24 protein-coding genes are annotated in these 23,672 nt (G+C 72.6%); 19 read left to right on the forward strand and 5 right to left on the reverse strand.

All coding sequences use genetic code 11. From position 1 onward, the window contains the following. Positions 1-132: 132 nt before the first annotated feature. From ACFC51_RS16235 to ACFC51_RS16290, 12 genes are all read left to right on the forward strand, one after another. The gene (locus ACFC51_RS16235) at positions 133-2,163 is read left to right on the forward strand and encodes a tetratricopeptide repeat protein (RefSeq protein WP_376377218.1); all 2,031 of its coding nucleotides are present in this window, start codon (positions 133-135) and stop codon (positions 2,161-2,163) included. A gap of 186 nt (positions 2,164-2,349) precedes the next feature. After that, positions 2,350-3,465 carry an alanine dehydrogenase gene (gene ald / locus ACFC51_RS16240; RefSeq protein WP_376377250.1) on the forward strand — a complete coding sequence of 372 codons (1,116 nt, stop codon included), beginning with the start codon at positions 2,350-2,352 and terminating at the stop codon, positions 3,463-3,465. A 359-nt stretch (positions 3,466-3,824) separates the two neighbouring features. After that, on the forward strand, positions 3,825-4,943 hold the full coding sequence (locus ACFC51_RS16245; protein ID WP_073751114.1) for a ParA family protein: 1,119 nt from the start codon (positions 3,825-3,827) through the stop codon (positions 4,941-4,943). Further along, positions 4,928-5,530, forward strand: coding sequence for a hypothetical protein (locus ACFC51_RS16250; protein WP_376377216.1), 603 nt, complete (start codon positions 4,928-4,930; stop codon positions 5,528-5,530). Before ACFC51_RS16245 ends, ACFC51_RS16250 begins: the two co-directional genes overlap by 16 nt. Positions 5,531-5,630: 100 nt before the next feature. Further along, positions 5,631-6,761 (forward strand): segregation and condensation protein A, encoded by a 1,131-nt coding sequence (locus tag ACFC51_RS16255; RefSeq protein ID WP_376529266.1) that lies wholly within the window; start codon positions 5,631-5,633, stop codon positions 6,759-6,761. Beyond that, a complete protein-coding gene (gene scpB / locus ACFC51_RS16260; protein ID WP_376377212.1) occupies positions 6,758-7,408 on the forward strand; it encodes an SMC-Scp complex subunit ScpB in 651 nt (216 codons plus the stop codon). Before ACFC51_RS16255 ends, scpB begins: the two co-directional genes overlap by 4 nt. Beyond that, complete coding sequence (locus ACFC51_RS16265) at positions 7,408-8,601, forward strand: pseudouridine synthase (RefSeq protein WP_376377210.1); 1,194 nt, start codon at positions 7,408-7,410, stop codon at positions 8,599-8,601. Before scpB ends, ACFC51_RS16265 begins: the two co-directional genes overlap by 1 nt. A 126-nt stretch (positions 8,602-8,727) precedes the next feature. Then, complete coding sequence (gene pnuC / locus ACFC51_RS16270) at positions 8,728-9,381, forward strand: nicotinamide riboside transporter PnuC (protein WP_376377208.1); 654 nt, start codon at positions 8,728-8,730, stop codon at positions 9,379-9,381. Then, the gene (locus ACFC51_RS16275) at positions 9,378-10,457 is read left to right on the forward strand and encodes an AAA family ATPase (RefSeq protein WP_376377207.1); all 1,080 of its coding nucleotides are present in this window, start codon (positions 9,378-9,380) and stop codon (positions 10,455-10,457) included. Before pnuC ends, ACFC51_RS16275 begins: the two co-directional genes overlap by 4 nt. After that, positions 10,454-11,197 (forward strand): NUDIX domain-containing protein, encoded by a 744-nt coding sequence (locus tag ACFC51_RS16280; protein ID WP_376377205.1) that lies wholly within the window; start codon positions 10,454-10,456, stop codon positions 11,195-11,197. The genes ACFC51_RS16275 and ACFC51_RS16280 overlap by 4 nt, the downstream gene beginning before the upstream one ends. Continuing rightward, positions 11,194-12,216, forward strand: a complete 1,023-nt coding sequence (locus tag ACFC51_RS16285) for an ADP-ribosylglycohydrolase family protein (protein WP_376377203.1) — start codon at positions 11,194-11,196, stop codon at positions 12,214-12,216. Before ACFC51_RS16280 ends, ACFC51_RS16285 begins: the two co-directional genes overlap by 4 nt. Positions 12,217-12,219: 3 nt before the next feature. Then, positions 12,220-13,005, forward strand: coding sequence for a DNA polymerase beta superfamily protein (locus ACFC51_RS16290; RefSeq protein WP_376377201.1), 786 nt, complete (start codon positions 12,220-12,222; stop codon positions 13,003-13,005). 35 nt (positions 13,006-13,040) lie between these two features. Here ACFC51_RS16290 and ACFC51_RS16295 read toward each other — a convergent pair whose 3' ends face one another. Then, positions 13,041-13,607 carry a helix-turn-helix domain-containing protein gene (locus ACFC51_RS16295; RefSeq protein ID WP_376377200.1) on the reverse strand — a complete coding sequence of 189 codons (567 nt, stop codon included), beginning with the start codon at positions 13,605-13,607 and terminating at the stop codon, positions 13,041-13,043. 47 nt (positions 13,608-13,654) lie between these two features. Between ACFC51_RS16295 and ACFC51_RS16300 the strand changes: the two genes are divergently transcribed. After that, positions 13,655-14,617 (forward strand): class I SAM-dependent methyltransferase, encoded by a 963-nt coding sequence (locus ACFC51_RS16300; RefSeq protein WP_376377198.1) that lies wholly within the window; start codon positions 13,655-13,657, stop codon positions 14,615-14,617. 61 nt (positions 14,618-14,678) lie between these two features. On the opposite strand, the gene ACFC51_RS16305 is transcribed toward ACFC51_RS16300, so the two are convergent. Together ACFC51_RS16305 and ACFC51_RS16310 are read right to left on the reverse strand one after the other, a co-directional pair. Continuing rightward, entirely contained in the window at positions 14,679-15,371 is a 693-nt protein-coding gene (locus ACFC51_RS16305) for a DNA polymerase beta superfamily protein (protein ID WP_376529268.1), read from the reverse strand. 10 nt (positions 15,372-15,381) lie between these two features. Next, entirely contained in the window at positions 15,382-15,819 is a 438-nt protein-coding gene (locus ACFC51_RS16310) for a Rieske (2Fe-2S) protein (RefSeq protein ID WP_376529271.1), read from the reverse strand. 217 nt (positions 15,820-16,036) lie between these two features. Between ACFC51_RS16310 and aroH the strand changes: the two genes are divergently transcribed. The 5 genes from aroH to der all read left to right on the forward strand — a co-directional run bounded on the left by aroH (position 16,037) and on the right by der (position 20,500). After that, positions 16,037-16,399: a chorismate mutase gene (gene aroH, locus ACFC51_RS16315; RefSeq protein WP_376377193.1), complete on the forward strand. Its 363-nt coding sequence runs from the start codon at positions 16,037-16,039 to the stop codon at positions 16,397-16,399. Next, complete coding sequence (locus ACFC51_RS16320) at positions 16,396-17,481, forward strand: prephenate dehydrogenase (protein WP_376529273.1); 1,086 nt, start codon at positions 16,396-16,398, stop codon at positions 17,479-17,481. Before aroH ends, ACFC51_RS16320 begins: the two co-directional genes overlap by 4 nt. Before the next feature lie 111 nt (positions 17,482-17,592). Further along, positions 17,593-18,309, forward strand: a complete 717-nt coding sequence (gene cmk, locus ACFC51_RS16325; protein ID WP_376377190.1) for a (d)CMP kinase — start codon at positions 17,593-17,595, stop codon at positions 18,307-18,309. After that, a complete protein-coding gene (locus ACFC51_RS16330; RefSeq protein ID WP_376377188.1) occupies positions 18,306-18,974 on the forward strand; it encodes a lysophospholipid acyltransferase family protein in 669 nt (222 codons plus the stop codon). The genes cmk and ACFC51_RS16330 overlap by 4 nt, the downstream gene beginning before the upstream one ends. 56 nt (positions 18,975-19,030) lie before the next feature. Further along, positions 19,031-20,500 carry a ribosome biogenesis GTPase Der gene (der, locus tag ACFC51_RS16335; RefSeq protein WP_376377186.1) on the forward strand — a complete coding sequence of 490 codons (1,470 nt, stop codon included), beginning with the start codon at positions 19,031-19,033 and terminating at the stop codon, positions 20,498-20,500. 66 nt (positions 20,501-20,566) lie between these two features. Here the strand turns inward: der and ACFC51_RS16340 are convergent, their stop codons facing one another. Both ACFC51_RS16340 and ACFC51_RS16345 read right to left on the reverse strand, forming a co-directional pair. Continuing rightward, positions 20,567-20,872 carry a hypothetical protein gene (locus ACFC51_RS16340; RefSeq protein WP_376373441.1) on the reverse strand — a complete coding sequence of 102 codons (306 nt, stop codon included), beginning with the start codon at positions 20,870-20,872 and terminating at the stop codon, positions 20,567-20,569. 137 nt (positions 20,873-21,009) lie between these two features. Next, positions 21,010-21,792 (reverse strand): hypothetical protein, encoded by a 783-nt coding sequence (locus tag ACFC51_RS16345; RefSeq protein ID WP_329227221.1) that lies wholly within the window; start codon positions 21,790-21,792, stop codon positions 21,010-21,012. A gap of 301 nt (positions 21,793-22,093) precedes the next feature. Here ACFC51_RS16345 and ACFC51_RS16350 point away from each other — a divergent pair, with 301 nt between their 5' ends. After that, complete coding sequence (locus ACFC51_RS16350) at positions 22,094-23,374, forward strand: glycosyltransferase (protein ID WP_376529275.1); 1,281 nt, start codon at positions 22,094-22,096, stop codon at positions 23,372-23,374. Positions 23,375-23,672 lie beyond the last annotated feature (298 nt).

Genomic DNA, 23,672 nt, shown 5'->3' on the forward strand with positions numbered 1-23,672 from the left:
CGAAAAGCTGATCCGATCGAGGGACCTCACCGCCGCGCTCGGCCGTGATCGCACGCACCACTGAACTACGCTCGAAAGGTCCCGCCCGGAGTTCCGGCGGGCAACCGCGTGCAGTGAAGTGGAGCGTGGCCCGTGACCGATCAGGCGGTGGACACCAACGGCCCGGCCGGAGCGGCGGGGACGGCGGGAGCCAAGGAACCGCCTGTCGCCTCGCCAGCCCAATTCTTCGGCCGCGAACGCGAGTTGAAAGCCCTTCAGGAAGACGTCGGGCGAGCGGGTCTGGATACTCTCGCGGGCCGCAAGGCAGCCCGCGCCCGGGTCCTGCTCATCGCCGGGCGGCCCGGATCCGGACGCACCGCCCTCGCCTCCGAACTCGTCCGCCGCCTCGCCGAACCCGGCGACTACCCCGACGGGGTCTTCCGGGTCCCGCTCACCGAACCCGGGGGTGAGCGCGTCCCCCCGGAGCGCACCGCACGCGGGCTCCTGGACCTCCTCTCCGTCACCGCCCCGCCGGGGGCCGACGAGGACGAACTCTCCGGGATGGTCCGCGAGGCGTTCGCCGCGCGCCGCGCCCTGATCGTGCTCGACGACGCGATCGACGCCGAACAGGTCGATCCGCTGCTGCCGGACAACCCGGACTGCCTGGTCGTCGCCACTGCGACCGGCCCTCTCACCGGCATCCCCGGCGTCCGCCCCTGCACTCTGGGCGGACTCGACGCGGGCTCCGCCGTCCAGCTGCTCGCCCGCACGATCGGGCAGGTCCGCATCACCGTCGACCCGCGGACCGCGGAGACGCTCACGGAGGAGTGCGAGGGGCAGCCCGCCGCACTGACCCTGGTCGCGGGCTGGCTCGCCGCCCGCCCCGGCGCGTCGGTCGCGGACGTCGCCAAGCAGCTGCGCGACCAGCAGCACGACGCCGACCAGCCCGTCGGCGCCCGGCCGCTGGCCCGCGCCTTCCGGCTCGTCCACGACTCGCTGCCACCGGCCGCCGCCGGGACACTGCGGCTGCTCGCCCTCGCCCCCGCCGGACTCGCCGACGCCCACACCGCCTCCGCACTGGCCGGGTGCTCGGTGTCGGCCGCCCGGACCACCCTGGACGACTTCGTCCGGCTCGGGCTGCTCAGGTCCAACGGGGCGGAGCAGCCGCTGTACGAGGTGCCCGGCTGCCTGGTCCCGCTGGTGCGTGCAGTGCTGGAGGAGCGGGAGCGTCCCGCCGAGATCCAGCTGGCCAGGGCGAGGATGCTGGAGCGGACCGTGCGCAGGCTCCAGGCCTGCCGTGCGATCACCGACCCCGAGGACTCCCCGGCCCGCCGCAGGCTGGCGGGGCTGCCGCGCTCCCTGCGCTTTCCCCACCCCGAGTCCGCCGCCGAGTGGCTGCGGAGCCGGGAGCCGGCGCTGCTGGCCGCCGCGCGCTCCGCGGTGCGGGAGGGGGACCTGGACACGCTCGCCCGCCGGCTGGTGGCCGCGCTCGTCCGGGCCTTCGCCGTGCACCGGGGGACGGAGGAGGCCGCCCCCGTGCTGTACGGGCTGCACGGCCTGGTCCTCGATGTGGCGGAGCGCCGCGACCTGCCCCGCGAGAAGGCCGCCGCCCTGCTCAACCTCGCCGACCTGGACGCCAGGACCGGCCGTACCCGGGAGGCGCTGGCCCGCTACCGGGCCGCGCTGGACGCCGGGCGCGCGGCGAACGACCTCTACGCCACCGGCCGTGCGATGGAATCCGCAGGCGGCGCCTACGCCGAGCTGGGGGACTTCAACCGGGCCTCCGACTGGTACGGCCGGGCCCTCGCGCAGCGCCTCGGCCAGGGGGAGCGGGCCGACGAGGCCCGGCTGTACGGACGGCTGGGAGCCGTCCACACGTATGCCGGGCGCTACGGCGAGGCCCTGCGCAACTGGCGGGCGGCGGCCGCCGGCCACCGCAGGCTCGGGGACCTGCCGGCCCAGGCGCGCGCGCTCAGCGAGGCCGCGCGCGTGCAGGAGTACGCGGGGCGCCCGCAGGAGTCGCTGCACACCTGCCGGGAGGCGGTCGACCTGGCGCGCCGGGCCGGTGACGTGCGTCTTCAGGCCGCACTGGAGCTCCGGCTGGCCGACACCCTGGACCGGCTCGGGGACCCGGCGGCGGCCCGGCTGCACCGGGCGGCGGCCGACAGGTTGCTGGAGGAGTAGGGCCCGGCCTACGAAATCCGTAGTGCTTTCGCCAAAACTTAATGCTTTGTAAGGCTGGACAGCGGGAAGCCCTTCATTAATGATGGCTCTGCCGCGTATCTCTGCGGTGTCTCCCCCTATGCTTGGTTCATACGGGTACGTCCCGTCATGCCCGAGCACATCTCCGAGCCAAGGACCGTGATCGACGTGAAGGTCGGCATCCCCCGCGAAGTCAAGAACAACGAGTTCCGGGTGGCGATCACCCCTGCCGGAGTGCATGAGCTCGTCCGTCACGGCCACCAGGTCCTCGTCGAGCAGCACGCCGGTGAGGGGTCCTCCATCCCGGACGCGGAGTACGTCGCCGCCGGTGCGGCGATCCTCCCGACCGCCGACGAGGTCTGGGCCGCCGCGGACCTGCTGCTCAAGGTCAAGGAGCCGGTCGCCGAGGAGTACCACCGCCTGCGCAAGGGTCAGACGCTCTTCACGTACCTGCACCTCGCCGCCTCCCGTGCGTGCACGGACGCGCTGCTGGAGTCGGGCACGACCGCCATCGCGTACGAGACGGTCGAGACCGCGACCCGCGCGCTGCCGCTGCTCGCCCCCATGTCCGAGGTGGCCGGCCGGCTCGCCCCGCAGGTCGGCGCCTACCACCTGATGCGCTCGGTCGGCGGGCGCGGTGTGCTCCCCGGCGGCGTCCCCGGTACGGGCTCGGCCAGGGCCGTCGTGATCGGCGGCGGGGTCTCCGGCTGGAACGCCACGCAGATCGCCGTCGGGCTCGGCTTCCACGTGACGCTGCTCGACAAGGACATCAACAAGCTGCGCGAGGCGGACAAGGTCTTCGGCACCAAGGTGCGGACCGTCGTCTCCAACGCCCTCGAGCTGGAGAAGGCCGTCGTCGAGGCGGACCTCGTCGTGGGCGCCGTGCTCATCCCCGGTGCGAAGGCGCCGAAGCTGGTCACCAACGAGCTGGTCGCCAAGATGAAGCCCGGAAGTGTTCTTGTCGACATCGCGATCGACCAGGGCGGCTGCTTCGAGGACTCGTATCCGACCACGCACGCCGAACCGACCTTCATGGTCCACAACTCGGTCTTCTACTGTGTCGCGAACATGCCGGGTGCCGTGCCGAACACCTCCACGTACGCCCTCACCAACGCCACGCTGCCCTACATCCTGGAGCTCGCGAACCGCGGCTGGGCCGACGCCCTGCGCCGTGACGCCGCTCTCGCCAAGGGTCTCAACACCCATGACGGCCAGGTGGTTTACCGCGGAGTGGCCGAGGCGCACGGTCTCGACCACGTCGAGCTGAGCACCCTTCTCGGCTGAGCGGGTCAACCCGCTCCGTCAACCTCGCGCGTCCGGCCGGACCTTGCCCAGCAAGGTCCGGCCGGACGCATGAGAGGCTCCGGAGCAACTCGCCGGAGACGTAACCCTCGACCCGTTTTGCACCCCCGCGAAAGGTGCGCCCCGGGCGCTCCGTGCTCTTGACAGAGGGGTGTTCGATTGCCGACACATCGGGCCGGGTCCGGCGGATTGTGTTGCTGCGAACCGGTGACACGCCATAGAGTCGCCAATCGTCGGCATGGTGCCACGCTGACCTATCGATAAGTTTCCTGGTCACATCCAAGGAGGTAAGACGACTTGTGAATGAGTCGACAATTACTCCTGGGGGTGGTCAACCAGGGATGCCCGCACGGGGTCTGAGCCCGATCGGGCTCGAAGCTGTCGGCTCCGTCGCTGTCCGCACCTTCGCCACCCACCAGCACATGACGACAGCCCCCCAGATGATGGACGGCCTACACGTGAACGCCATGGCCGGCAACGAAAGTGGCCGGGAGACCGCCCACTTCGCCGACTTCGCCGAGGTGCCCGAGGGGCACTTCTACGACCCCGATGCCGAATACGAGCCCGATCCGGAGTACGCGGCCACGCTCGCGCCCGACGCGGCCCGCCAGCGCCGCGAGCGGATCGGCCCGACCGGCCGGCCGCTGCCGTACTTCCCGATTCCCGGTCCGCTGACCGACCACGGTCCCGCGAAGATCATCGCGATGTGCAACCAGAAGGGCGGCGTCGGCAAGACCACGTCGACCATCAACCTGGGTGCCGCGCTCGCCGAGTACGGCCGGCGCGTCCTGCTCGTCGACTTCGACCCGCAGGGAGCCCTGTCGGTCGGCCTCGGGGTCAACCCGATGGAGCTCGACCTCACCGTCTACAACCTGCTCATGGAGCGGGGCATGGCGGCCGACGAGGTCCTGCTGAAGACGGCCGTGCCCAACATGGACCTGCTCCCGAGCAACATCGACCTCTCGGCCGCCGAGGTGCAGCTGGTGAGCGAGGTGGCCCGGGAGTCGACGCTGCAGCGCGCCCTCAAGCCGCTGATGGCCGACTACGACTACATCGTGATCGACTGTCAGCCCTCGCTCGGTCTGCTCACCGTGAACGCCCTGACGGCAGCTCACAAGGTGATAGTCCCGCTCGAGTGCGAGTTCTTCGCGCTGCGCGGTGTCGCGCTGCTCACCGAGACCATCGAGAAGGTCCAGGAGAGGCTCAACCCCGAGCTCGAGCTGGACGGCATCCTCGCCACCATGTACGACTCCCGTACGGTGCACAGCCGTGAGGTGCTCGCACGTGTCGTCGAGGCCTTCGACGACCACGTCTACCACACCGTCATCGGACGCACCGTGCGCTTCCCGGAGACCACGGTCGCCGGTGAACCCATCACCACGTACGCGTCGAACTCCGTCGGTGCCGCCGCCTACCGCCAGCTCGCCAGGGAGGTGCTCGCCCGGTGTCACGCCGAGTGAGTCTGCCGGGGGCCGACGAGTTGTTCCGTACCACCGGGGGCATGGGCCTGCAGGCCTCGTCCCCCGCCGAGCGGCGACGCAAGGCGAACGGCGAGGCGCGGGTCCCCGCACCTGCCGGAGGCGGCGATCCGGCGGCGGACGCCGGGCAGGGCGGCGCGCCGGCACACGGTGACACGTCCGCCGGGGCGTCCGGCGAGGAGCACTCCGCGGCGGACGCCGACGGCGGCGGCTCCCGCAGCCGCGCCGACGGGGACGGCCAAGGAGCACCGGCGCCGCCCCGGGCCCGTACGGCGCCGCCCCAGGAGGCGGCTCCCACCGTCCAGCCGCAGCGCGGACGCGGCGGCGGGGGCGGCCGGGGCGCGAACCGGCGGCCCAGTGGCCGGGAGCGCCACGACGAGAAGATCACCGTCTACGTGTCGGCCGAGGAACTGATGGACCTCGAGCACGCACGCCTCGTCCTGCGCGGCGAGCACGGGCTGGCGGTCGACCGCGGGCGCATCGTCAGGGAGGCCGTCGCCGTCGTCCTGGCCGACCTGGAGTCGCGCGGCGACGCGAGCATCCTCGTACGGAGGCTGCGGGGCCGCTGACCGGCCCCGCGCCGGTAGCCTGCCGGGGGAGGGCCGCCGTACGCGGTCCCGCCCCCGGGGCCCACCGCCCGCCTCCCGCCGCACTCCTGGACCCCAGCACATGCCGACTGCCGACGACCCGCCCCGCCCGACCCGCCGCGCCCTCGGCCGCGGCCCGGGGACACGGGCCGCTGACGTTCCGGCGACTCCTGAGACCCCTGAGGCCCCTGAGACCCCTGCGGCTCCTGAGGCCCCTGCGGCCTCTGCGGCCCCTCGGGAGGCCCAAGCGGCTCCCTCGGCCCCGTCCGGCGCCGAGGCGGCCACGGAGGCCCCTGAGGCCGTCCCGGACGCCGTCGGCCCCCTCGGGAGCCCTCCCGCCCCTCCGGGCGCCCCTGCACCCGCCGAGCCCGGTGAACCACGGGAGGCCGCCCCCGAGGCCGGTGACGACCGGCGGTTCACCGTGCGGCTGGTCAACTTCGAGGGCCCCTTCGACCTTCTCCTCCAGCTGATCTCCAAGCACAAGCTCGATGTGACCGAGGTCGCGCTGTCGAAGGTCACCGACGAGTTCATGGGCCACATCCGCGCCATGGGGCCTGACTGGGACCTCGACCAGACCACCGAGTTCCTCGTCGTCGCGGCGACGCTGCTCGACCTCAAGGCCGCCCGGCTCCTTCCCACGGCCGAGGTGGAGGACGAGGCGGACCTCGCCCTCCTGGAGGCGCGGGACCTGCTCTTCGCGCGGCTGCTCCAGTACCGCGCGTACAAACGGATCGCCGAGATCTTCAGCGACCGCCTGGAGTCCGAGTCCCGCCGCCACCCCCGCACCGTCGGCCTGGAGCCCCAGTACGCCGAGCTGCTGCCCGAGGTCGTGATCAGCATCGGCCCCGAGGGCTTCGCCCGGCTCGCCGTGAAGGCGATGCAGCCGAAGCCGAAGCCGCAGGTCTACGTCGACCACATCCACGCGCCCCTGGTGAGCGTGCGCGAGCAGGCGGAGATCGTGGTGGCGCGACTGCGCACGGAGGGTGAGATCAGCTTCCGGGCGCTCACCGAGGACGCGGCGGACACCCTCACGGTCGTCGCCCGGTTCCTGGCGCTCCTGGAGCTCTACCGGGAGAAGGCGGTCGCACTCGACCAGGAGGAGGCCCTCGGCGAGCTCCTGGTCCGCTGGGCCGGGGGCGAAGGGGTGGAACCGGTGGTCACGGACGAGTTCGACCAGGAGACGCGCGAGCCGCAGGAGGACGTACAGGCATGAGCACGGACGACGACGGACGCGACGCCGCGGTCGCGGGGCTCGACCTCAAGCCCGCCCTGGAGGCGGTCCTCATGGTCGTCGACGAGCCCGCGACCGAGGAACACCTCGCCAAGGTCCTCCAGCGGCCCCGCAGGGCCGTCGCGGACGCCCTGCGGGAACTGGCCGACGAGTACACCGTCCAGCGCCGCGGGTTCGACCTCAGGCTCGTCGCCGGAGGCTGGCGCTTCTACACCCGCCCGGAGTACGCGGAGGCGGTCGAGGGCTTCGTCCTGGACGGCCAGCACGCCCGGCTCACCCAGGCGGCGCTGGAGACGCTCGCGGTGGTCGCGTACCGTCAGCCGGTCAGCAGGTCGAGGGTCTCGGCGGTGCGCGGGGTGAACTGCGACGGCGTCATGCGGACCCTGCTCCAGAGGGGTCTCGTCGGGGAGGCGGGCGCGGAACCCGAAACAGGTGCGATCCTGTACAGGACGACGAACTACTTTCTGGAGCGCATGGGCCTGCGAGGCCTGGACGAGCTCCCGGAGCTCGCGCCCTTCCTCCCGGAGGCGGACGCGATCGAGGCTGAGACGCTAGAGGGTGTGCCGTCGTTCGATCCGGACGCACCGGACACCCCGGATACTCACGCACACGACAAGACGGATTTTTGATGCGAAGCAGTGGCAGGAACAGCGGAAGCGGCAGCGGCGGCGGCAACAGCGGCGGCGGCCGGAGCGGTGGCGGCGGCAGGAGCGGCGGCAGCGGCGGCGGCTGGAGCGGCAACAGGAACAACACCGGCACCGGCAGGAACAGCAACCCGAACCCCCGGGTCTCCCGCTCCGAGCGTGACGACAAGCAGCAGGAGCAGCGCCCCCGCAGGCCCCGCCCCGAGGAGCGCCGCTACGACGTCGGCTCCGACAAGCCGGGCGGCGACGGCGGCCCCCGCAAGGGCCGCGGCGCCGCGGCCCGCGGCGGGGCCAAGGGCGGCCCGAAGCCCTCGCAGAACGTGAGCAAGGGCGGACGCCGTGTGGGCGCCCCGTCCCGTCCCCGCGAGCTCGACGCCAAGATCGAGCAGCGCAACCGCGACCGTTACGCGGACAAGCCCGAGATCAGGACGCCCAAGACGCACCCGGGCGCCGAGCAGGAGGGCGAGCGGCTGCAGAAGATCCTCGCCCGCGCCGGCATGGGCTCCCGCCGGGCGTGCGAGGAGCTGATCGAGCAGGCCCGGGTCGAGGTCAACGGCGAGATCGTCCTGGAGCAGGGCATGCGCGTCGACCCGCAGCACGACGAGATCAAGGTCGACGGCCTGACGGTCGCGACCCAGTCGTACCTCTTCTTCGCGCTGAACAAGCCGGCCGGTGTCGTCTCCACCATGGGGGACCCGGACGGCCGCCAGAACCTCGGCGACTACGTCACCAACCGCGAGACCCGGCTGTTCCACGTCGGCCGTCTCGACACCGAGACCGAGGGCATCATCCTGCTCACCAACCACGGCGAGCTGGCCCACCGTCTGACGCACCCCAAGTACGGCGTGAAGAAGACCTACCTGGCCGCCATCCAGGGGCCGCTCCCGCGCGACCTGGGCAAGCGGCTCAAGGACGGCATCCAGCTGGAGGACGGGTACGCCCGCGCCGACCACTTCCGGGTCGTCGAGAACACCGGCAAGAACTACCTCGTCGAGGTCACCCTCCACGAGGGCCGCAAGCACATCGTCCGCCGGATGCTGGCCGAGGCCGGCTTCCCCGTCGACCGCCTGGTGCGGACGTCCTTCGGGCCGATCCCGCTGGGCGACCAGAAGTCGGGCTGGCTGCGCCGCCTCACCAACACCGAGGTGGGCATGCTGATGCGCGAGGTCGGTCTCTAGACCGCTCGCCCTCCCGAACGGCCCGCGGCCGGTTCCTCGTTCATTTTCGAACAGGAACCGGCCGCGGGCCTTTTGCTGCCGCCGTTCCCCCTTTATAGTCAGAGTGACCATTAAGAAGGAGGCGGCGTGACGCTCGCGGACGTACTCGATCCCCTGCAGCAGCCCCTGGTGACCGTCCTGGACACCCCGGTCAGCTGGACCGAGGTGCTGGGTTTCGGCAGCGGCGCGCTGTGCGTCTGGCTCGTGGCCCGCCAGCACCTCGCCAACTGGCCGATCGGCATCGCCAACAACCTGTTCTTCATCCTGCTGTTCGCCCAGTCCGGTCTGTACGCCGACGCCGGCCTGCAGATCGTCTTCATCTCCCTCGCCGCGTACGGCTGGTGGACCTGGACCCACGGGGGTGGACCAGGTGCGACGGTCCTGCCGGTGCGGAGCACCACCCGCGCCGAGTGGACCTGGCTGCTCGCGGCGGGGGCGGCGGGGACCGCCGGTCTCACCCTGCTGCTGTCCCGGGCCACGGACTCGACCGTGCCGTTCTGGGACGCCCTCACCACCTCGCTCTCGCTCATGGCGACGTATGGGCAGTGCCGCAAGCGCGTCGAGTCCTGGTGGCTGTGGATCGCCGCCGACGTCGTCTACATCCCGCTCTACGCGTACAAGGAGCTCTATCTGACCTCCCTGCTCTACGCCGGTTTCCTCACGCTCTGCCTCTTCGGGCTGCGCAGCTGGAACAAGGACCTGGTCGTGTACCGGCGCGAGGGCGCGGTGGTGCCGGTATGAAGCGCCACGGGCACGGCCTCGTCCTCGGGAAGTTCTACCCGCCGCACGCCGGCCACCACCACCTCGTCCGCACCGCGCGGGACCGCTGCGAGCGGCTCACCGTCCTCGTCTGCGCCGCCTCCGTGGAGTCCGTACCGCTCGCCGACCGGGTCGCCTGGATGAAGGAGGCCCACCCCGACGTACGAGTGGTGGGCACCGTCGACGACCACCCCATGGACGTCACGGACGAGGCCGTCTGGGACGCGCACATGGAGGTCTTCAGCGCTGCCGTGCCCGAACGGGTCGACGCCGTCTTCACCTCGGAGGCCTACGGCGCGGAACTGGCCCGCCGCTTCGGCGCCGAGTCCGTCCTCGTCGACCCCGGCCGCACCCTGTTCCCCGTCTCCGGCACCGCCGTACGCGCCGACCCCGTCCGCTGCTGGGACTACCTGGAGCCGCCCGTGCGCGCGGCGCTCGCCCGCCGGATCGTCGTCCTCGGCGCCGAGTCCACCGGCACCACGACCCTGGCCCGTGCCCTGGCCGACCACTACCGGAAGCGCGGCGGCGTATGGGCGGGGACCCGCTGCGTCGCCGAGTACGGACGGGAGTTCAGCGAGGCGAAACTCGCCGCCCTGCGCGAGCGGTGGCCGGGCGCCCAGTGGGAGGACGTCACCTTCACCACCGACGACTTCCCCCTCGTCGCCGAGACCCAGAACGCCCGGGAGGAGGCCGCCGCGCGGGTGGGATCCCCGGTGCTGATCTGCGACACCGACTCCTTCGCCACCACGGTCTGGCACGAGCGCTACATCGGCGGACGCAACCCGCTCGTCGAGAAGACCGCCGACCGGGTCGCCCACCACCTGTGGCTCCTCACCGACCACGACGGAGTCGCCTTCGAGGACGACGGGCTGCGCGACGGCGAGGAGCTGAGGCCCTGGATGACGGACCGCTTCCGCGCGGAACTCACCCGCACGGGAAGGACGTTCATCGAGATCACCGGGGACCGCGACGAGCGCCTCGCCACGGCGGTCGCCGCCGTGGACCGACTGCTCGCCGACGGCTGGCACTTCACCGCGCCGCTGCCGGAGATCCGATGAGCAGCGCCCCCGAGGGGTACGACCCCCATGCCTTCGCCCCCTTCGCCGTCACCGTCGACCTCGCCGTCTTCACCGTCCGCGAAGCACGGCTCCACGTCCTGCTCGTGGAGCGAGGCCAGGACCCCTACAAGGGGCGGTGGGCGCTGCCCGGCGGATTCGTCCTGCCCCGGGAGTCCGCCGAGGAGGCGGCCCGCCGCGAACTCGCCGAGGAGACCGGGCTCACCCAGAAGTCCGTGTGCGGCTTCCACCTCGAACAGCTGCGCACCTACACCGACCCGGACCGCGACCCCAGGATGCGGGTCGTCTCCGTCGCCTACGCGGCGCTCGTGCCCGACCTCCCGGAACCCCGGGGCGGCGGGGACGCGGCCCACGCGCAGTGGTGGGACGCGGGCGGCACCGGACCGCTCGCCTTCGACCACGACCGCATCCTGGCCGACGCGCACGACCGGATCGGGGCGCGCCTCGAATACTCCTGTCTGGCCACCGCGTTCTGCCCCGCCCAGTTCACCCTCGGCGAGCTCCAGCAGGTCTACGAGACCGTCTGGGGCGTCGAGCTCGACCGGCCCAACTTCCGGCGCAAGGTCCTCACCACGCCCGGCTTCGTCCAGGCTGTGGACGGACCGCCGCGCCGCACCGGCGGACGGGGAAAGCCGGCCGCCCTCTACCGGGCGGGTGCCGCCACCGCCCTGCACCCTCCACTGCTGCGCCCGGAAGGACGCCCGGAAGGACGGACATCATGATCCCGACAAGGATTCTCACGAAACAGGCGGCCACGGGCGCGCTGACCGGGCTCGCGCTCGGCGACGCGCTGGGCTTCCCCACCGAGTTCGACAACGTCCCCGCGATCCTCGCCAAGTGCGGGCCCTGGCGCCGGATGCGGCTGCCGAAGCCCGCCTTCGTCACCGACGACACCCAGATGACGCTCGCCCTGGGCCGCGGCATACGCACTGCCATGGACCGGGGACTGCTCACCCCGCTGCGGCTGGTGCGCCCCGTCCGCGAGGAGTTCGTCGACTGGTACCACTCGCCCGACAACAACCGCGCCCCCGGCCGCACCTGCATGACCGCCTGCCGCCTGCTCGACGGCGACCGTCCCTGGCAGGAGGCCAGCCAGACCGGCTCCAAGGGCTGCGGGGCGAACATGCGCGTCGCACCCGTCGGTCTCGTGCCGGGTCTCAGCGAGGAACAGCGCGCCGGCGCCGCCCAGCTCCAGGCCGCACTGACCCACGGCCACCCCACCGCGCTGGCCGCCTCCGACCTGATGGCACGCGCGGTGTTCCTGCTGGCCCAGGGCGCGGAACCGATGGGCCTGGTGGGCCAGTTGCGCAGCTACGCCTACGAGAACAGTGGCCGCTACCCGGAGCGCTGGCTCGGCGACCTCTGGCGGTTCGCGGGCGACCCCTCGCCCGAGGCGTACATCCGGCGCGGCTGGGACGAGTGCCTCACCGCCCTCGCCCGGGTCCAGGACGCCCTGCGGGCCCCGTCCCCCGAGACCGACCCCTGCGAGGCCACCGGAGACGGCTGGGTCGCCGAGGAGGCCCTCGCGACGGCCCTGCACTGCTTTCTCCTCTTCCCCGAGGAACCGGTCACCGCGCTGCGCCGGGCCGCCTGCACCCGCGGTGACTCCGACTCCCTGGGCTGCCTGACGGGCGCGCTCGCCGGCGCGCACCTGGGGGCGGGCGCCTGGCCCAAGGAGTGGTCGGAGCGGATCGAGTACCGCAGCGACCTGCTGTCCCTGGCGGCGCTCTGGGACGCTTGACCCATGCACAGCGACACGACGCTCCTGCGACGGGCCGGGCTGCCGGTCACCGACCTGGCCCCGGTCCTCGCCGAGGAGCCCTGCCCGCTCCTGTTCGCCACGGTCTCGGGCGCCCATCTGTACGGCTTCCCCTCGCGGGACTCGGACGTGGACCTGCGGGGGGTCCACGTCCTGCCCGCGGAGGATCTCGTCGGCCTCCGTGAGCCGGAGGAGACGCGCTCGCGGATGTGGGACCACGACGGGACCGAGATGGACCTCGTCACCCACGACCTCCGCACATTCGTCCGCCTCATGCTGAAGCCCAACGGAAACGTGCTGGAGCAGCTGCTCTCGCCGCTGGTGGTGCACACCACGCCCCTCCACGCGGAACTCGCCTCCCTGGCCCCGCTGGTGGTGACCCGCAACCACGCCCACCACTACCGGGGGTTCGCCGGCACGCAGTGGCGCCTGTTCGAGCGGTCCGGCGAGCTGAAGCCGCTCCTCTACACGTTCCGCGCGCTCCTCACCGGCATCCACCTGATGCGGACCGGCAGGCTGGTGGCCCACCTGCCGGCCCTGCTGGACGAGGTGACCGGGCCGCACTACCTGCCCGAACTGATCGAGGCGAAGGCCGGCGCCGAGCACGGACCGGCGTCGACGGTGGACCGGCCGTCGGCCGCGCGCGACGTCGAGGCGCTCCACGCCGTCCTCGACGAGGCGCAGGCCCGGTCGGGGCTCGCGGAGTCCCCCTCGGGCTTCGACGCGCTGCACGACCTGGTCGTACGCGTGCGGCTGCGCGAGGCCCCCTGACGGCCGGACCTCCTGACGGCCGGACGGCCGCGCTCTCAGGCGTCCTCGCGCAGATGGGAGCGGCGGCCGTCCCGGTCGAAGATGCCGAGGACGTCGGCCGGGCCGCCGACGGCGCCCAGCGCGTGCGGCAGCATCGTGCTGAACTCGGCGGCCTGCCCCTCCACCAGGCGCAGCCGCCGTTCGCCCAGGACCAGCAGGACCGTGCCGGACAGCACCGTGAACCACTCGCGGCCGGGATGGGCCTTCAGCGCCGCCGGGCCCTCGGGCGGGGGATCGGTCAGCCGCATCCTGGCCACGGTGACACCGGGATCGGCGCGCATCGCCCACTGCGTCAGCCCTCGTGCGGGATTGTGCGAGGGGTTGATGACGACGTCGTCAGCGGCCGTCTCGACGAGCTGGTCGAGCGAGGTGCCCAGCGCCCGGGCGAGCGCGGTCAGCTGGTCGAGCGCGATCCTGCGGTGCCCCGTCTCGATCCGGCTGAGCGTGGAAGGGCTGAGGTGGCAGCGGGCGGCGAGGTCGTCGAGCGACCAGCCGTGGGCGGCCCGCAGAGCCCGGACCCGTTTGCGTACGAGGCCGTCGAGATCACTGCCTTCTTGCGTCATGGGCAAGAGAGTATGCGCTGCGCGCAAATCTCCGTAGGCTCGGTCCCATGACACGTTCCACACCCCACGCCCCCACCCCGGAGCCGCACGGCACCGCCCACCACCACGGCCACGGCGGGAACCACGGCCACGGAGGCGGCCACGAGCACGGCGGGAACCACGGCCACGCGCACGGGCACACCGCCCAGGACGACGCCCTCCTCGTCGCCGTGCTCGACCTCGACGCCGAGCTCTTCGCCCCGTACCTCACCGCGGTGACCAGCGGGATCGCCGAGCTCGCCGGTGACGGCGTCTCGCACATCGTCGACCTCGGGGCGGGCACGGGGACCGGCACGTTCGCCCTCCTGGAACGCTTCCCCGCCGCGCGCGTCACCGCCGTCGACAGCTCTCCCTCGATGCTCGCCCTGCTCACCGAGAGGGCGCGGGCGAAGGGCCTGGGCGACCGGGTCCGCACCCTGGAGACGGACGCCGGCACCGGGCTCGCCGGCATCACGGACGCCGACCTCGTCTGGGCCTCGGCCTCGCTCCACCACGTCGACGACCCGGCCGCCGCCCTCGCCGGGGTCCACGCCGCGCTGCGCCCCGGCGGACTCGTCGCCGTGGCGGAGATGGACGGGATGCCGCGCTTCCTCCCCGAGGACGCCGTCGCGGACCGTCCCGGCCTGGAGGCCCGCTGCCGCGAGGCCCTCGGCGCGGTCAACGCCGAGCAGGTGCCGCACATGGGCGCCGACTGGGGCACCCTGCTGACCGCGGCGGGACTTGCCGTCGCATACGAGCGCACGGAGCCGCTGGAGCTGCGGGCCCCGCTGCCGGCCCAGGCCGGTGCCTACGCACACCTCGTCCTCGACCGCATCCGTGGCGCGCTCGAAGGCCGGATCGACCCCGCGGACCTCGACGCCCTCGCCGCCCTGCTCGACGGCGGTCCTGGCGACGTGCGCCACCGCGAGGACCTGGTCGTGCGGTCCACCCGTGAGCTCTGGGTGGCCCGCCGCCCGGCGGACACCCCCTGAGCCGGCCGCCCGCCGGGACACGACGAGCCACCCGCCCGCCGGGCCCGGGCGGGCACACCGCCTAACCGCACGCCGATGCCCGCCGGGCCCGGACCAGGAACGCCTCCACCCGTTCCCGGTCCGGCTCCGGCGGGAGCGGGGAGCGGGCCGCCGCCTCCTCGTTCTCGCCGGCCAGGCGCGCCATCCGGCGCTCCACCTCGGCCCACGGGACCTCGCCCCGCTTCACCGACAGCAGATCCTCACGCGCGTCCCCCACCTCGATCCGCAGCTCGCCCGTCCGCAGCAGGTCCCGGCCGACCGCGAGCAGCCGCAGCAGGTGCATGGCGTGCTTCCACCGCGGGCTGCCGTGCACGCGGACATCGGCCTCCAGCTTCCGGCGCTGTCCCAGGGCGTAGCGCGCGAACGTCCCGTGGGCCTGCCGGGACAGGAAGGCGTCGCGCAGCCCGAGGAGCTCCTCGCCCGTGGCGTCGACCCGCTCCACGAGCGGGGAGTGCAGGCACTCCAGCACGTTGGGGTTGGCCCGCAGAGCCAGCTCGCAGAAGCGTTCCAGTTCCCAGGAGAACTGCTCGTCGGCGGGCCCCTCGACATGGGAGGGCGGCTTCGCGAAGCCCCAGAACAGCGGGGTCGGTGCGAGGAAGACCCCGCGCCGGTCGGTGTCGCTGTCCTCGGTGGCCAGCCCGAACGCGCGGGAGCCCATCACACACGCGTAGACGGTGTGCTCCCGCACGAGCCGCACGCCATCGGGGGTGATCATGCGCGCGAGGCTACGCGCCCGTCCCGAGCCGGATGCTGTCGCCCTCGACGGTGATCCTCTCGGCCGGCAGGGGCCGCGTGGCCGGGCCGTGCTCGACGGCCCCGTCCTCGATGCTGAACCGGCTGCCGTGGCAGGCGCAGTCGATGGTGCCGTCGGTGACCGAGGCGACGATGCACCCGGCGTGGGTGCAGACCGCGGAGAAGGCCTTGAACTCCCCGGCGACCGGCTGGGTCACCACGATCTTGCGCTCCTTGAAGATCTTCCCGCCCCCGGCCGGGATCTCGGAGACCGTCGCCAGCTCCGCGCCCCCGGAGGCGGCCGGGGAACTCGCGCCGCCGGAAGCGGCGGGGGAGCTCTCCTCACCGCCGTCCCCGCCGCCGGACGAGCCGCAGCCGGTCGCCAGTGCCGCCGCTCCCGCGGTCAGGACCGTCCTTCGCCGTGCGTTCATGCTTCTCCTCGCCGGGGGGTCGTGCAGGGCCGATGACAGGCATCGTGACCCCGCCCGGCGCCCGGGTCCCGCAACCGGGCGGTGGATGCGCCCGACCGGGTGGGCAGCGGGGAGGCGTCCCCCTCCCGCGTCTCACGGACAGGGCACCGGTGACCGGCCCACCCGTCGCCCCTCTAGGCTGAAAGGGCACACAGAACGAGGCGACGAGGGGTACGACGTGGCGGTACGAGCAGTCCGTGGAGCCGTCCAGCTGGAGCAGGACGAGGCCGCTCACATGGACGAGCGGGTGAGCGAGCTCCTCACCGCGGTCCTGGAGCGCAACCAGCTCGTCCCCGACGACCTGATCAGCGTCTGGTTCACCGCCACCCCCGACCTGCACAGCGACTTCCCGGCAGCCGCCGCCCGCGGCCTCGGCATCGTCGACGTACCGCTGATCTGCGCCCAGGAGCTGGACATCGACGGGGCCATGCCCCGTGTCGTCCGCATACTCGCCCACGTGGAGACGTATCTCTCCAAGGCCGAGATCAGCCACGTCTACCTCGGCGCCACCGGCGCCCTCCGCAAGGACATCGCCCAGTGAGAACAGCCCTCGTCATCGGAACGGGCCTGGTCGGCACCTCGGCGGCCCTCGCCCTCGCCGGGCGCGGCGTCCAGGTCCACCTGGCCGACCGTGACACGTCCTCGGCGCAGACAGCCGCCGCGCTCGGCGCCGGCACGGACGAGGCGCCCGAAGGCCCCGTCGACCTGGCGATCGTCGCCGTGCCGCCCGCCCACACCGCCTCCGTGCTCGCCGCGGCCATGCGGGACGGGATCGCCCGCGCCTACCTCGACGTGGCCAGCGTCAAGGGCGGCCCGCGCCGCGAGCTGGAGGCGCTCGGCGCCGACCTCACGCCGTACATCGGCACGCACCCCATGGCCGGCAAGGAGCGCTCGGGGCCCCTCGCGGCCACCGCCGACCTCTTCGAGGGCCGTCCCTGGGTCCTCACCCCGACCCGGGAGACCGACACCGAGGTCCTCAACCTCGCCCTGGAACTGGTCGCGCTCTGCCGGGCCGTCCCGGTGGTCATGGACGCCGACGCCCACGACCGCGCCGTCGCCCTGGTCTCCCACACCCCGCAGCTGATCTCCTCGATGGTCGCCGCCCGGCTGGAGGAGGCGGACGAGACCGCCGTACGCCTGTGCGGCCAGGGGATCAGGGACGTCACGCGCATCGCGGCCTCCGACCCCCGGATGTGGGTGGAGATCCTCTCCGCCAACCCCGGCCCGGTGGCCGACGTCCTGGCGGGCGTCGCCACCGACCTGCACGAGACGGTCCGGGCGCTGCGCGGTCTCCAGTCCGCCGACGAGGTCGAGCGCCGCACGGGCACCGAGGGCATCGAGGACGTCCTGCGACGGGGCAACGCCGGCCGCGTCAGGGTCCCCGGCAAGCACGGGGCAGCCCCGGCGTCGTACGAGGTCGTCGCCGTGCTCATCAGCGACCGGCCGGGCGAACTGGCCGCGATCTTCGCCGACGCGGGGAAGGCCGGTGTCAACATCGAGGACGTGCGCATCGAGCACGCCACCGGTCAGCAGGCCGGACTGGTCCAGCTGATGGTCGAGCCGAGCGCCGCACCCGCGCTGAGCACCGCCCTCAGCGAGCGCGGCTGGTCGATCAGGCACTGAGGACCGTCCCGGAGACAGGGGTACAAACGTGCTTCCGGTACTCGGTAACCTTGGGGGAGGCCGCCCTCAGTCTGCCCTGCCCCGCTCCACCCACCCCCGTGTACCAGGAAGGTGTCCACCACCGTGGAAACCGTAAGCGCCGCCGCCCGGACCGCCCCGGCCGCAGTGATCGTCGCCATCGACGGCCCCTCCGGCACCGGCAAGTCGAGCACCTCCAAGGCCGTCGCCGCCCAGCTCGGCCTGAGCTACCTGGACACGGGCGCCCAGTACCGGGCGATCACGTGGTGGATGCTGAACAACGGCATCGACGTGACGGACGCCGCCGAGATCGCCACGGCCGCCGCGAAGCCGGTCATCGTCTCCGGGACGGACCCGTCCGCCCCGACGATCACCGTCGACGGCGAGGACGCCTCGGGTCCGATCCGCACCCAGGAGGTCACCTCCAAGGTCAGCGCGGTCAGCGCCGTGCCCGAGGTGCGCGCCCTGATCACCGAGCTGCAGCGCACCATCGCCGCCGAGGCCGAGCGGGGCATCGTCGTCGAGGGCCGTGACATCGGCACCACCGTGCTGCCCGACGCCGACATCAAGATCTTCCTGACCGCCTCTCCCGAGGCGCGCGCCGCCCGCCGCAGCGGCGAGGTCAAGGGTTCCGACCTCGCAGCCACCCAGGAGGCGCTGGTCAAGCGGGACGCCGCCGACTCCGGCCGCAAGACCTCGCCGCTGGCCAAGGCCGGCGACGCCGTCGAGGTGGACACGACCGACCTGACCCTCACGCAGGTCATCGAGTGCGTCGTCACCCTCGTCGGGGAGAAGCAGGCCGTGAAGTGACCGAAGCCACTGCCGCGCCGACGCTGCGCGGGGCGGCCGTCGGGCGCGGGATCGGCATCGGGCTCATGTACGGGCTGTTCAAGCCCCGCGTGCTGGGTGCGTGGCGGGTCCCGACCACGGGACCCGTCATACTCGCGGTGAACCACGCGCACAACCTCGACGGGCCGATGCTGATGGGCACCGCGCCCCGGCCCGTCCACTTCCTGATCAAGAAGGAGGCGTTCGTCGGCCCCCTCGACCCGTTCCTGCGCGGAATCGGTCAGCTCAAGGTGGATCGCACGACCGTCGACCGCACCGCCATCACGCAGGCACTCGGCGTACTGGACGACGGCGGTGTCCTCGGGATCTTTCCCGAGGGGACCAGGGGCGAAGGCGACTTCGCCTCCCTGCGTGCGGGGCTCGCGTACTTCGCGGTGCGCGGCGGGGCGCCCATCGTCCCCGTCGCGGTCCTGGGAAGCACGGAGCGCCGTGGACGGTTGATACGGGCGCTGCCCCCGCTGCGCAGCCGGGTCGACGTCGTCTTCGGCGACGCCTTCCAGGCCGGTGACGGCAGCGGGCGGCGCACCAGGAAGGCGCTGGACGAGGCGACCCTGCGGATCCAGGCCGAGCTGACCGCCCACCTGGAAAACGCCAGGCGTCTCACCGGGCGCCCTGTTAAGACTTGAGTAGTGGGCCGCGCGATCGTGGCCCATCGATGATGATGCAAAGAGGAACGGACTTCATGAACGACCAGATTCACTCCGGCGGCTCGGACCACGAGCACGGAGCACTTGGCGATGCCGAGTACGCGGAGTTCATGGAGCTCGCCGCGCAGGAGGGGTTCGACCCCGAGGACGTCGAGGGCGCGATCGGCGAGGCCGGTCACGGACCGCTTCCCGCGCTCGCCATCGTCGGCCGCCCGAACGTCGGCAAGTCGACCCTGGTGAACCGGATCATCGGCCGCCGCGAGGCCGTCGTCCAGGACAAGCCCGGCGTCACCCGTGACCGCGTCAGCTACGAGGCCGAGTGGGCCGGCCGCCGCTTCAAGGTCATCGACACCGGCGGCTGGGAGCAGGACGTACTCGGCCTCGACGCCTCCGTCGCCGCCCAGGCCGAGTACGCCATCGAGACGGCCGACGCGGTCGTCTTCGTGGTCGACGCCACCGTCGGCGCCACCGACACCGACGAGGCCGTCGTCAAGCTCCTGCGCCGCGCCGGGAAGCCCGTGGTCCTGTGCGCCAACAAGGTCGACGGACAGAGCGGCGAGGCCGACGCCACCGCGCTCTGGTCGCTGGGCCTCGGCGAGCCGCACCCGGTCTCCTCCCTGCACGGCCGAGGCACCGGCGACATGCTGGACGCCGTGCTGGAGGCCCTGCCCGAGGCCCCGGCGCAGTCCTTCGGCGCCGCGCTCGGCGGCCCGCGCCGCATCGCGCTCATCGGCCGTCCCAACGTCGGCAAGTCCTCGCTCCTCAACAAGGTGGCCAACGAGGACCGCGTCGTCGTCAACCCGCTCGCCGGCACCACGCGCGACCCGGTCGACGAGCTGATCGAGCTCGGCGGGATCACCTGGAAGTTCATCGACACGGCCGGCATCCGCCGCAAGGTCCACCTCCAGGAGGGCGCGGACTACTACGCCTCGCTGCGCACCGCGGCCGCCGTGGAGAAGGCCGAGGTCGCCGTCATCCTGATCGACTCGAGCGAGTCCATCAGCGTCCAGGACCAGCGGATCGTGACCATGGCCGTGGAGGCGGGGCGCGCGATCGTGCTCGCCTTCAACAAGTGGGACACCCTCGACGAGGAGCGCCGCTACTACCTGGAGCGCGAGATCGAGACGGAGCTCGCGCAGGTCGCCTGGGCGCCCCGCGTCAACGTCTCGGCCGTCACGGGCCGCCACATGGAGAAGCTGGTCCCGGCGATCGAGACCGCGATCGAGGGCTGGGAGACCCGTGTCCCCACCGGCAGGCTGAACGCCTTCCTCGGTGAGATCGTCGCCTCCCACCCGCACCCGGTGCGCGGCGGCAAGCAGCCCCGCATCCTCTTCGGCACCCAGGCGGGCACCAAGCCGCCCCGGTTCGTGCTGTTCGCGTCCGGCTTCCTGGAGCACGGCTACCGACGCTTCGTCGAACGCCGGCTGCGCGAGGAGTTCGGCTTCGAGGGCACGCCGCTGCACATCTCGGTGCGGGTGCGCGAGAAGCGCGGCCGCAAGAAGTGAGGTAGCGCCACGACGAAGCCCCTGACCATCCGTGCGGAGCGGATGGTCAGGGGCTTCGTCGTGGCGTCAGGACTCCGTCGACCCGGGCGGCAGCGCCGCCGGCCGGGCGCGGCCGGCGTGGCGTCCGACCCGCTGCCAGGAACCCGGGTTGGAACCGCCGGCACTGTGGCTTCCCTGGGCGTTCGCCGCCGTACGGCCGCTCAGCGGTGCACGGCTGCCGAACATCCCGATGCCGAAGGTTCTGAAGCCGAGATTCTCCTCACCCGTGCGGTCCCCGGGAAGCGCCCGGAACGATCGCCTGTACTCGGAGTACAGGGCGTCGTAGATCGGGGTGGGGGACTTCCCGCCCGAGGGGTCCTGCGACGGGCGCATGGCCGGAATCGGGGTCTGCTGATGGCGAGGAGGGTCGTATGAGTGCACGTAGGTGCCAACGACCTCACCGCCCGTCGGATGCGGGCCGGACGGAGAAATCGCTGTTCGGCGGGGAGGCGAGAGTTCCCCGGGCATGCTCAGGTCCCGGCCAGCGGCATCGTCGCAGCGACCAGCAGGCCGTTGACCGCGGCCTTGTCCAGCGCGTCGCGGAGCAGGTCCTCGCGCGGCTGCTGGCCGATGGAACCCGCGGGCGCGGCGAAGACCAGCACGCTCTGCGACTTGTTCGCGGCCGCACGCCAGCCGTCGGTGACCTGGAGCGGCTGATGGGCCTGCCACCAGGCGACCGGGTTGCCTCCGCCCGCACCCGGCTGCAGCACGGCGTGCAGCTGGCCCATGGCGAGGAGGACGGACCAGCCGGGGAGGACGCCCGGCAGCCGGTTGAGGTGGGGCGTGGGGAGGAAGCCCTGCTCCAGCAGCAGCTGGAGGAACTGGTCCCCGCCGCTGCCGTCCGTGCCGGGACGGGCGATCGGCCCCGTCGGTTCGACGACCAGGGCCGGGCGGAGGTCGTCCTCGATCAGGACGAGACCGCTGGTGATGCCGAGGACGGCCTGTTCGGGCATGAGGCCCTCCGGATTCTGTGGCTCGCTGCCGGTGATGGACCGCACGGCGCCCTGGAGCTGGTCCTCCGCGACCTGGACGACCTGCGAGGGGATGCAGGTCGCGTGGGCGAACGCGAGCACCGCGGTCTCCTCGCCCACGAAGAGCACCGTGCTGGTGCGCTCCTGGTCGGAGTCGCCGGGAGTGCGGCACGAGGTGCAGTCGTAGCTGCCTGGGGCACTGTCGCCGACGAGCAGCCGTTCGGCTTCGGCATCGCCGATCTCGGCGCGTACGTCCTCGCTGACGTCGAGCATGCGCGGCACGGGTGGCTCCTCGAACTCGGTGCGTGGGCCGGGCGGTTCCCGGCTCATGAAGAGACAACGGAAGACCCGGGGCCGGGGTCACGCTGGAATCGGGAGATTCAGCGGCCGAGTCGGAAGCCCGGTCGAGCCGGAAGATCGCACACATGATCCGGAGTCACACGCTCCGATCCGAGGCCTCCGGGATACGCGCGTCCGTTCGGAACGTCACGGGTCTGTACGACTCCTGTGCGAACGCCGTGCCGTCACCTGACGGCACGTAAGGTCCGTCGCAGACCAGTCGACCAGGGGAAACGACTACGTGATGCACATTTCATTCCTGCTCCACAACGCGTACGGCATCGGGGGAACGATCCGTACCACCTTCACGCTCGCCAGGACCTTGGCGGAGCGGCACGACGTCGAGATCGTCTCCGTCTTCCGGCACCGCGACGACCCGAAGCTCGGCGCACCCGACGGAGTGCGGATGAGTCACCTCGTCGACCTGCGGAAGTCGGGCCCGGGGTACGAGGGGGAGTCGGCCGAGCACAAGATGCCGGCGTCGGTGTTCCCGCGGGGCGACACCCGGTACCGGCAGTACAGCAGGCTCACCGACCGGCGTATCGCGGCTCATCTGGGCGGGCTGGAGGCCGACGTCGTCGTCGGTACGCGCCCCGGTCTCAACGTCCACATCAGCAGGCAGGCGCGCCGCGGGCCGGTGCGTGTCGGCCAGGAGCACCTGACCCTGGAGAGCCACGGCCACCGGCTGCGCCGGGAGCTGAGCCACCGCTACAGACTGCTCGACGCCGTCACGACCGTGACCGGTGCCGACGCCCGCGACTACCGCGCCAGGCTGCGGCTGCCCGGTGTACGGATCGAGGCCATCCCGAACGGCGTGCCCGAGCCGGCCGGCCCGCCCGCCGACTGCGACGCCAAGTGGATCGTGGCGGCGGGCCGGCTGCACCGGGTCAAGCGGTACGACGTGCTGGTCCGGGCCTTCGCCGAGATCGCCGCGGTGCGCCCGGAGTGGCGGCTGCGGATCTACGGCGCCGGCGACGCGTCCGGGAACGAGCAGCAGCCCCTGCGGGCACTCGTGGACGAGCTGGGCCTCAGGGAGCGGGTGTTCCTCATGGGATCGGTCGACCCGATGGAGGCGGAGTGGCCCCGGAGCTCCATCGCCGCCGTCACCTCCGAGCGGGAGTCGTTCGGCATGACCATCGTTGAGGCCATGCGCTGCGGGGTGCCGGTCGTGGCGACCGACTGCCCCCACGGGCCCGCCGAGATCATCGACGACGGCACCGACGGCCGGCTGGTGCCGCTCGGGGACACCGGCGCCTTCGCCAAGGCCCTGCTCGGCCTGATCGACGACGATGCCCTGCGGCGCCGGATGGGCCGCGCCGCGAGGGCCTCCGCCGCACGGTTCGATCCGGCCCCCATCGCCGAGCGGCACGAGAGGCTCTTCACCGAGCTGGCCGCCCGGGGCGGCGGAAGGGGGACGCAGAGCGCGCTGCGTGGCGCTGTCCACCGCTCCCGGGGCAGTGTGCTGGACGGGGCGTACGCGCTGCGTGACAAGGCGGCGCAGGTGATCCGCGGACGACGGGCCTGAGCCGTGGCGCCCGGACCCGCCGTCCGGGCGCCACGCGCCGGAGCGATTCATTCCGGACCGCCCGCCGCCCGGGGGCTCTTCGGCCGCCGGCGCGCGGGCGTCGGCCGGCGGACCGGGAAAGTAAGACCGGTATAAGCGCGGGTGAATTCCAGGTTGCGTGCCCGCGTATTTCCCTTTTCGTGGTCACGGGTAATAGGGGAGACCGCCCGGGGGCCTGTCCGGAATTCCTTCCCGATCGCGTACGGGAAGAGATTTCGCGGGGGGTGCTCCCATTACGTTCCGTCCGCCCGACTGCCCG

It is taken from the genome of Streptomyces sp. NPDC055962, assembly GCF_042270185.1.
In the GTDB taxonomy this organism is placed as follows: domain Bacteria; phylum Actinomycetota; class Actinomycetes; order Streptomycetales; family Streptomycetaceae; genus Streptomyces.